This window comes from Elizabethkingia argenteiflava, assembly GCF_009904105.1.
In the GTDB taxonomy this organism is placed as follows: domain Bacteria; phylum Bacteroidota; class Bacteroidia; order Flavobacteriales; family Weeksellaceae; genus Elizabethkingia; species Elizabethkingia argenteiflava.
This window is the reverse complement of sequence record NZ_JAAABJ010000482.1, coordinates 1-275: the sequence shown is the minus strand read 5'-3', so window position 1 is coordinate 275 and position 275 is coordinate 1. Positions and strand designations below refer to the sequence as shown.

Annotated in this window: 1 protein-coding gene; it reads left to right on the top strand. The window is 31.3% G+C overall.

What is annotated here, in order from left to right:
* Positions 1-73: 73 nt before the first annotated feature.
* A partial coding sequence (locus GNY06_RS06025; protein WP_166519229.1) for a transposase occupies positions 74-275 on the top strand: 202 nt, incomplete at its 3' end.

Sequence of the window (275 nt, the reverse complement as noted above, 5' to 3'; positions counted from 1 at the left end):
TTCTTATGGGGATTCATTAAGAAACAAGATAGCTGCAAAAATATCTGTCAGTGATTATTACATTGTAGATAGCATGCCATTAGAAATATGCAAATTAATCAGAAGTTGCAGAAGTACTGTTTGTAGAAAAAATTACTTTACCAGCCCAGATAAAGGTTTTTGTGCTTGGCAAAATAGTGTTTATTATGGTTATAAATTGCATGCAGTGTTTACTACTGATGGGATTTTTATCGATTTTGATGTAACACAAGCTTCTGTACATGATATTCATTATC